Below are 8,705 nucleotides of genomic sequence, written 5' to 3'. Positions count from 1 at the left end.
TCAAGTCCAAAGCGCATACTAAACAGCGAAAGACCAGCTAGGAGTGTCAAGCATCATCCGATGCCATTACGTCAAGCATCAAGCGAGTCACGACAACTCGTTGCGCTGTGACGACCCAAGTAGATGAGTGCCGTCGTGGTGGCGGATGGCCGGCGCCTGGTGCTGGTGCATGGCATCCAGGACGCGGATGGCGAATGCCTCGGATGCAAGTTCCTGGACCTCGTCCGCGGTGACCCAGCGGAACGCGCGGGCTTCGCCGGTCTCGGTGAGCTGGCCGCTGATGACCTTGCAGCGGAAGACGAGGGCGACGATGCCGCGGGTCATGTTCTTGTAGACGCCGGTCAGGGTGACGGGCTCGACGTGCAGGCCGGTCTCTTCGTGGATCTCTCGGAGGAGGCCGGTGGTGATGTCCTCGTCGCGCTCCAGGACTCCGCCGGGTGCTTCCCAGTGGTCGTTGTCTCGGCGCTGGGTGAGAAGGGCGCGGCCTTGGTCGTCGATGATCACGCCTGCCACGCTGACGGAGTGCTGCGTGTGGTGGTGATCCATCGGATGTCCTCCGGGGCTGCTGATCGCTATTCTCAAGCTGCGGTACACGTATGTACGAGTTGAGGAGTTGGTCGTGGCCGAGCTGCCGTTGCCGGATCTGGACCCGACCAGCGATCGGGCCGTCTTTCGGCAGATCGCTGATCACATCAGGCATGCGATCGAGCAGGGCGTCCTTGCCGAAGGTGACAAGGTGCCCTCGGAAGCTCAGCTGATGCAACATTACGGCGTCGCGCGGATGACCATCCGCAACGCGCTCCAGGTCCTCCAGAGCGAGGGCTTGACCGTGGCCGAGCATGGGCGTGGTGTCTTCGTCCGCTCGCATCCTCCGGTGCGGCGGCTGGCCTCCGATCGGTTCGCCCGTCGTCATCGGGAGCGGGGCAAGGCGGCGTTCATCGCGGAGACCGAAGGGGCCGGCGGCAAGCCGTCCGTCGACTCCATCGAGATCACCGAGGAGCGGGTGTCGGCGGAGGTGACCGAGAAGCTCGGGCTCTCTCCAGAAGATCACGTGATCCGGCGCTCACGCCGGTATCTGATCAACGGTCAGCCGGTGGAGACGGCCGTGTCGTACATTCCGGCGGAGATCGCGCGGGATACGCAGATCGCGCAGCCAGACAGTGGTCCGGGTGGGATCTATGCCCGCCTGGAGGAGTTGGGATTTCGGCTGGATCACTTCGTGGAGGAGATCCGCTCGCGGATGCCGCTGCGTGACGAGGTGCGGGCGCTGAAGCTGGCGCCGGGCGTGCCGGTGTTTCACCTGGTCCGTACGGCGTACGCCACCGATGGTCGCGCAGTGGAGGTGTGCGACACGGTGATGTCCAGCGATGCCTATGTGCTCTCGTACGAACTGCCTGCGCGGTAGGACTTGACGTACTCCTCTAGAGGAGTCGTAAATGTCTTACGCGCTTACTCCTCTAGTCGAGCAGACGTCTACTGGAGGCGATCGAGCGAGCGCGAGGCATCGATTTGAGGGGCATCGTCATGACCGGGCAGGCATGTATTTCGTGCGACGGCAAAGGCTGGAAGTACGTGAGCGTGCGACGCGGCATGATCGGCGGCCTGCCCGGGGCGACTCTGGCCTTCATCCGTGTACGGGACGACTGCTCACTCTGCCAAGGCCAGGGGATCACTCCGGCTTCTATGACACGGGCCGACACGTGAGTACCTTCCTGCCCGCGAAGCACGTGGTCCGCGATGAGGTCTGCTCCTCGGTGAAGGCAGCACAGGCGTTGAAGGCAGCGTTGGGGCGCTGCGGGATCGATGCCGACGTCAATGGCGGCTACGGGTTGGCCGTGGTGTCGGTCTGGAGAGGACTGACCGTCTGGTCCGATGGCCTGACCTTCTGGTGGGGGACAGGGCAACGAGACGCCAAGCACGGACGATTGCTGTATGCCCGGCACACGACCCAGGAGCCAGACCGGGCCGCGCGGCGGATCGCCTTCCGCTACGCCGATCTCCGCAAGGACCATCCGTTGCCCGCTGAGGCGGTGGGGGTGCGTCGTGCCGATCCTGTCTGATGAGTGCCTGGGGATCAGTCCGCATGTGGTCATGGCTCAACGCGGTCACCTGCGTCTGGAGTGGCGGGCGCCGAACGGGGCCTTGGGGCGGACGCAACCGGAGTCCTGGACCTGCGGGTGCCGGGCCACCGTCTACGAACTCCACGTCGGTGCCGGGCAGGGGCTCATCAGGCGGACTCTTCGATGTGATGGCGATCATCAAATCCATGAGACCCGCCCCTGGCGGATCACTGAAGCTCGGGCCGTCTGGTCGGCGCTGCTGGCCGGGCGGGCTCGGTAGACGAGTGTGGTGGTGCGGTGACTGGTTGCGGAGGGCACCGGAGGTCTCGCACCACCACACTCTTCATCTGGGATGGAGCGCCCACTTTTCAATCCGAAGATCCACATCTATGCTGACGATAAGTCGAGTAGTTGGGTTGTTGATATGTCTGCTTCCGGCGAGGAGTACGCGCCTCCGAAGTACGCCCAGATCGTTGCGGCGATCCGGCACAAGATCGCGGACGGTACCTATCCGCCGGGCTCTCTGCTGCCTTCTGAGACGCAGCTGATCCGGGAGTTCGCGGTCAGTCGTCCCACGGTGGTGCGAGCGCTTCAGGTGTTGCAGCTACGAGGCTTCATCGACCGGGAGCATGGCAAGGGTTCGTATGTGAAGGCGGCGCCCCCGCTGGCCGAGGAGGACTTCTCCCGGCCCGGCCGCGCCGTCTTGGATCGCGCGGAGGCCGGCCAGGGCGCTGCGGTCTTGGAGGCGGGACCGCGCCCGGCTCCTGCGAACATCGCGGCGACATTGGCTCTGCCTACCGGAGCGCCGGTCATGATGCGCCGGGTCCTGCTGAGCGACGGAGATGACCCGTGCGAGCTGGTGACCTTCTGGTGTCCGATCGAGCTGGCTGAGGGGACCGATCTGGGCAAGGCATTGCCGTTGACGGCGGGTATTCGCCAGCACGTTCAAGCGGTCAAGGGGCTGCGGCTGGATCACGTCACTGAGCGCTTGGCAGCCCGGCACCCTACGACCGACGAGATCAAGCTGTTGGGGCTGGGCAAAACTGCGGCGGTGCTGGGGGTGACGGCGCGGGTCTTCGCCGGGAACCGTCAGGTCATGGTCATTGAGGTTGCCCTACCTGGGACGCTTCACGAACTGGAGGACACCTATTCCCTCTGATGTGACCTAGGTCACAAGCCGAAACGAAAACTCGTCTTGTCGAGTATTCGTTCATCGGTTAGCTTCAACTTGATAGTACGAGTTAGCGACATACCAACCAGACAACAGGAGAACATCATGGCCCTCCAAGGCCCCATCCCCGTTAGCTTCGACCAGGTCTTCCCGCACGGCTGCTACGTGGTCGGCGAGGTCGAGCAGGTCAAGGACTTCACCGCCTCCACCGGCGGACGCACCGTCTACGCCAAGGACAAGACCACCGGCGAACTCGTCTGGCAGGTCGCCGTCATGGACGCCGACCCCACCCTCAAGGCCGGACAGAAGACCGTCGCCGTCAAGATCCTCTCCCCGGTCCAGCCAGTCCCCCCGCCCCCGCTCCCGGGCCTGCCGTTCGTGCCGGTGGAGTTCGACGGCATGACCGCCACCGCCTACGTCGCCGAAAAGACCGGCCGCCTGGCCTGGTCCCTGCGCGCACGAGCGATGCGCGCTCCCCGATCCGCTGCGGCCTCGACCAAGCAGAGCACTGCGGCCTGACACGCAAGCGGGGCCGCCAGAACTGGCATTCCGGCGGCCCCTCAATCTCCCCAGACAGCGAATCAAGAGAGGACCCAAGCCTAATGTTCAAAAAACTGCCCGGTGACGAAGCACGCACCCTCGTCACCACCACCCCCGACACCGCCGTAGTGTTCCGGCCGGCCGTGGTGCGCACCCCGGCCATCCTCACCATCACCATCTTCCTGTGGCGCCTGCTGACCGCAATCACCCAGCTCATCTGGCGCCACCCCATCGCCCTGACCCTGGCCGCTGTCCCGGTCACGCTCACCCTCCTGTACGGCTGGCGCCTCGCCCTGGTCGTCACCCTCGTCGCCCTGTCGCTGCTGGCGCCCTGGCCGTTCTTCGACAGGTCCTCCTTCAACCGCTGGATCGGCTGGCGACTGCTGGCCTTCTGGCGCCTGACATGGATCTACCGCCGTCACTGGCAACCGGTAATGATCGTCTCCGGACTCGGCCGTCACCTTCAAGGCCGCGACTACCTGCCCCACCTCGTCAGCCTCCGCTGTACCTCCTGGGCCGACGTGGTCACCGTGAAGATGATCAGCGGACAGTCGGCCAAGGACTGGTCCGACCGGATCGACCACCTCGCGCACGGCTTCGGCGCCACCTCCTGCCGGGTGGCCGTCATGCGGGCCGGTCGTCTTCAGTTGACCTTTCCCCGCCGTGACCCACTCGCCGTCCCCCTGCCGGCTGTTCCCCTCCCGGCGACCGCTTCAGTGGGACCGGTCGAGATCGGCAAGTGCGAGGACGGGCGTCCGTACCTGCTCAAGGTCCACGGCACGCATGTCCTGATCGCGGGCGCGACGGGCGCGGGCAAGGGCTCGTTCCTGTGGTCGGCCATCCGTGGCCTACTCCCGGCGGTCCGGGCGGGCCTGGCTGAGGTGTGGGCGCTCGATCCCAAGCGGATGGAGCTGTCCTACGGACGCGAGATCTTCGAAGACCGCTACGCCGCCGATCCGGCCGCCTGCGCGGATCTGCTGGAAGCGGCCGTGAAGATCATGCAGGAGCGAGCCGACCGCTACGCCGGACTCCAGCGCAGCCACACCCCCACTCTCGATGACCCGTTCGTCCTGGTGCTCGTCGACGAGGTGGCGTTCCTGACCGCCTACCAGTCCGACAAGGGCCTCAAGCTCCGCATCTCCGCCGCGCTAGCCACGCTGACCACCCAAGGCCGGGCGGTCGGCTTCGGCGTGATGGCCGCCCTCCAGGACCCTCGCAAAGAGGTCATGAACATCCGCAACCTGTTCCCCGACAAGATCGCCCTCCGACTGGACGAGTCCGAACAGGTGGACATGGTCCTCGGCGACGGCGCACGCGACAGGGGAGCGCTGGCCGATCACATCTCACCCATCCCCGAACAGGGCGCGGGCGTCGCCTACGTGCGACTGGAGACCTCACCCGATCCGATCCGGGTGCGCGCGGCCTACGTCTCCGATGCCGACATCAGAGACATGGCGGTCCTGATGACCGGTGACACGCTGCCGATCGAGATGGAGGGGGCGGCCTGATGCGCATCATCCTGCACGCCACCCCCGCCCAGATCGAGAGCCTGCCCTTCCGCCGGTTGCCTGCCCTCGATGGCTGCGACCTCGCCGAAGTGACGGTGATCGTCGACCTCGGCTCCGCGCGGCTGCGCAAACACCCCTACCGCGACGCCTACCGGATCTGCGCCGACCTCGTCGACCCGAAGGAGGCCATGTGACCGACACCCTCGCTCCCCTGTCCACCCCTGATATCTCTTCGACCGACATTCCGCCCAACAGCGCTGACCGCACCCTTCCCCGCCTCGTGCGCGACACCCTGCCCGTCGCCCTGGACGTGGCCATCGAGGTCGCCAAGCTCAACGGCGTGTGCATCCGCCCCATCGAGATGCGACGCCTGGACACCCATACCGGCCAGAGCGAACCGTTCGACATCCCCTGCGGCACCACCCAAGAGGCCAAGTGCCCACCGTGCGCCAAACGCAATCAGCAGCTGCGCCGGGCACAGTGCCGTGAAGGCTGGCACCTGGAGGCCGAACCCGTCGCCGAACCCCACCCCTCCACCGACGACCAGCGGTGGCTGATTGAGTTCCGGGCCGACGTACAGGCCAAGCGCGACGAGGCCGAGAGGAACGGCGAAGAGGTCACCGACTGGGACGAGGCCATCGCGGGCATCGACGCGGAGATCAATGCCGCCGGGATGCGCGGCAACGTCCTGGGCGGCCGATCAACCCCCAAGCGATCCCGCTCGACCAGACGCCGCCAGGACGCGCCGGACCTGCCCAAGCGGGCCAAGCAGGACACCACCCTCGGCCGGACCTTCCTCGCCCCCGATGGCAGGGTGTATCGGCCCTCGCTGTTCGTCACCCTCACCCTGCCCTCCTACGGCAAGATCCGCTCCGGCCTGGGCGTGCCGGTCGACCCGAGCACCTACGACTATGCCCGCGCGGCCCGCGACGCCCTGCACTTCTCCAAGCTCGTCGACCGCTTCGTGCAGAACCTTCGCCGGGTGGCCGGCTACGACGTGCAGTACTTCGCCACCGTCGAACCACAAAAACGGCTCGCTCCCCACCTGCACATGGCGATCCGCGGCACCATGCCCCGCGCGGAGATCAAGGCGATCGCCGCCGCTACCTATCACCAGGTGTGGTGGCCACCGGTTGACGAAGTCCGCTTCGATGGCGACCACCTGCCCATATGGACGCCCCGGGCCGACCTGGGCGAAGGCGCCACCTACCCGGACGGCCAAAGCGGCGACTACCTCGACCCCGCCACCGGGGAACTCCTGCCCACCTGGGATCAAGCACTTGACCAGCTCGACACCGATGACATGGCCGAACCGCTGCACGTGGTCCGCTTCGGCCCGCAGGTCGATGTTCAGGGCATCGTGGCCGGATCGCCGGACGCGCACAAGCGCATCGGCTACCTCACCAAGTACCTGACCAAGAGCCTCGGCGAACCCCTCGACCCCGACGATCCCACCGCGACCGATCTCGCCCGCCGCGACCACGCCACCCGCATGGTCGAAGCACTGCGCTACGAACCCTGCTCCCCGGCGTGTGCGAACTGGCTGCGCTACGGAATCCAGCCCAAGGGAGCCAAGGCCGGCATGCTGCCGGGCCGATGCCGCGGCAAGGCGCACAAGGCCGAACACCTCGGCTACGCGGGCCGTCGCGTCCTGGTCTCGCGCAAGTGGTCGAACAAGACCCTGCGCGAGCACAAGGCCGACCGCCGGGCCTGGGTCCTCGACATGCTCGGCCTGCCCGACGACACCGTGACCGACCCCCACCGCTACGTCTGGCGGCCGGTCTCGACCAGCGACCCCAACCGCACCCCGCTGGCCAAACGACTGCTACGCGGGGTCGCTGATCGCCACCGCACCAAAGCACGCCTGGCCGAACTCCAGGCCAGAGCAGACGGCATCCCTGTTCCAGATCTTTCGGCAACTTCGCCCCTGGAGGTGGCGGCATGACCAAGAAGACAAGGCAAGAGCCCGCCTCGCTCCTCCCGGAGTTGGCGCGGGGCCGGCTGCTCACCGTCGAAGAGACGGCCGAACGGCTGAACACCTCGGTCCGCTTCCCCCGGCGCCTGATCGAGGAACGACGGATCGCCTTCATCCACGTCGGACGCAACGTTCGCATCCCCGAAGCGGCGCTTGAGGCGTTCATCGCCGCCGGGCTGGTCGAACCGATCACCACCACACGACGCAGGAGGGCCGCGTAATGGCCAAGACCACACCGGTTACTCCTGACGAGGAACCTCGGCGCCCGCGCAAGAGAAAGCCCGCCAAGAGGCGCTTCGGACGCATTCGGCAACTGCCCTCCGGCCGGTTCCAGGCCCGTTACACCGGCCCGGATGGGGTGGACCGCCCGGCACCGGAGACCTTCGCCACCAAGACCGACGCTGAGGTCTGGCTGACCAGGAAAGAAGCGGAGATCCTCGATGACGAGTGGATCGATCCTGACGCAGGAAAGATCACGTTGGGGGAGTACGGGCGGGCCTGGATCGACGAGCGACCGAACCTCCGCCTGCGTACGGTCGAGCTGTACGGCTATCTCCTCCGCGCCCACCTCGCCCCCACCTTCGGCGAGAAGGCACTGAGCGAGATCAAGGACCCGCACGTCCGACGGTGGCGGAAGAAGCTCCTGGACGCGGGGGTCAGTGAGGTCACCGTGGCGAAGGCGTACCGGCTCCTCAAGGCGATTCTCACCACGGCCGTGGACGACCAGCTCATCAAGCGGAACCCCTGCCGGATCAAGGGCGCCGGTCAGGAGAAGTCACCGGAACGGCCGGTGCTCACGGTGACCCAGGTCTACACGCTCGCCGACACCATCGAGCCGCGTTATCGAGCGCTGGTGCTGCTGGGGACTTTCGGCAGTCTGCGGTGGGGTGAGCTTGCCGGCCTTCAGCGCCGAGACCTCGACCTGGACGCCGGCACCGTGCGCGTGGAACGTCAGTTGATGCAGCTCACCGGCAAGGGGCTCGTCTTCACCGAACCCAAGTCGGCGGCGGGCAAGCGGACCGTGGTGATCCCCGATCTGATCATCGAGGATCTGCGGGCGCACGTGAAGGACTTCACCCAGGACGGCGACAACGGGTTGATCTTCGCGGGACCGGATGACGGGCCACTCCGGAACACCAACTTCAACCGCCGTGTCTGGGCTCAGGCTCTCGTGAAGGCGGGTCTTCCGAAGATCCATTTTCACGACCTGCGGCACACCGGAAACACCCTCGCCGCGAACGCCGGGGCGTCGATCCGGGAGCTGATGGAGCGCATGGGCCACTCCAGCACGCGGGCCGCGATGGTCTACCAGCACTCGACCGACGAGCGGCAGCGAGAGGTGGCACGGAAGCTCGATGGCCTCGCCCGTGGGGCACTTGCGAAGGGATCGGGCACGCAACGGGCACGGGAGCGGAAGAAGGCCGAATGAAGATCAAAGCCCAGGTTGCGGC

Annotated in this window: 10 protein-coding genes; 9 read left to right on the top strand and 1 reads right to left on the bottom strand. The window is 66.5% G+C overall.

Annotated features, from left to right (window positions below):
• Positions 1 to 87: 87 nt before the first annotated feature.
• Positions 88 to 546, bottom strand: coding sequence for an NUDIX hydrolase (locus tag ACZ6RT_RS34575; protein WP_470158172.1), 459 nt, complete (start codon positions 544 to 546; stop codon positions 88 to 90).
• A gap of 73 nt (positions 547 to 619) precedes the next feature.
• On the opposite strand from ACZ6RT_RS34575, the gene ACZ6RT_RS34570 reads away from it, so the two are divergent.
• The 9 genes from ACZ6RT_RS34570 (at position 620) to ACZ6RT_RS34530 (ending at position 8,683) form a co-directional block, all read left to right on the top strand.
• Complete coding sequence (locus ACZ6RT_RS34570; RefSeq protein WP_470158171.1) at positions 620 to 1,405, top strand: GntR family transcriptional regulator; 786 nt, start codon at positions 620 to 622, stop codon at positions 1,403 to 1,405.
• 295 nt (positions 1,406 to 1,700) lie between these two features.
• Positions 1,701 to 2,060 (top strand): hypothetical protein, encoded by a 360-nt coding sequence (locus ACZ6RT_RS34565; protein ID WP_470158169.1) that lies wholly within the window; start codon positions 1,701 to 1,703, stop codon positions 2,058 to 2,060.
• Positions 2,061 to 2,412: 352 nt separating this feature from the next.
• On the top strand, positions 2,413 to 3,219 hold the full coding sequence (locus ACZ6RT_RS34560) for a GntR family transcriptional regulator (RefSeq protein ID WP_470158167.1): 807 nt from the start codon (positions 2,413 to 2,415) through the stop codon (positions 3,217 to 3,219).
• A gap of 117 nt (positions 3,220 to 3,336) precedes the next feature.
• The gene (locus tag ACZ6RT_RS34555; protein ID WP_470158166.1) at positions 3,337 to 3,750 is read left to right on the top strand and encodes a plasmid replication, integration and excision activator; all 414 of its coding nucleotides are present in this window, start codon (positions 3,337 to 3,339) and stop codon (positions 3,748 to 3,750) included.
• A gap of 83 nt (positions 3,751 to 3,833) precedes the next feature.
• Positions 3,834 to 5,279: an FtsK/SpoIIIE domain-containing protein gene (locus ACZ6RT_RS34550; protein ID WP_470158164.1), complete on the top strand. Its 1,446-nt coding sequence runs from the start codon at positions 3,834 to 3,836 to the stop codon at positions 5,277 to 5,279.
• Positions 5,279 to 5,473 carry a hypothetical protein gene (locus ACZ6RT_RS34545; protein WP_470158163.1) on the top strand — a complete coding sequence of 65 codons (195 nt, stop codon included), beginning with the start codon at positions 5,279 to 5,281 and terminating at the stop codon, positions 5,471 to 5,473. Before ACZ6RT_RS34550 ends, ACZ6RT_RS34545 begins: the two co-directional genes overlap by 1 nt.
• Positions 5,470 to 7,224 (top strand): replication initiator, encoded by a 1,755-nt coding sequence (locus ACZ6RT_RS34540; RefSeq protein WP_470158161.1) that lies wholly within the window; start codon positions 5,470 to 5,472, stop codon positions 7,222 to 7,224. Before ACZ6RT_RS34545 ends, ACZ6RT_RS34540 begins: the two co-directional genes overlap by 4 nt.
• Positions 7,221 to 7,475 (top strand): excisionase family DNA-binding protein, encoded by a 255-nt coding sequence (locus tag ACZ6RT_RS34535; RefSeq protein ID WP_470158160.1) that lies wholly within the window; start codon positions 7,221 to 7,223, stop codon positions 7,473 to 7,475. Before ACZ6RT_RS34540 ends, ACZ6RT_RS34535 begins: the two co-directional genes overlap by 4 nt.
• Complete coding sequence (locus tag ACZ6RT_RS34530) at positions 7,475 to 8,683, top strand: tyrosine-type recombinase/integrase (RefSeq protein ID WP_470158159.1); 1,209 nt, start codon at positions 7,475 to 7,477, stop codon at positions 8,681 to 8,683. Before ACZ6RT_RS34535 ends, ACZ6RT_RS34530 begins: the two co-directional genes overlap by 1 nt.
• The last annotated feature ends 22 nt before the right edge of the window (positions 8,684 to 8,705 follow it).

It is taken from the genome of Streptosporangium sp. NPDC050148 (genome assembly GCF_055586505.1).
Note: the sequence above shows the minus strand (reverse complement) of the source record. Positions and strands in the feature narration are given on the sequence as shown.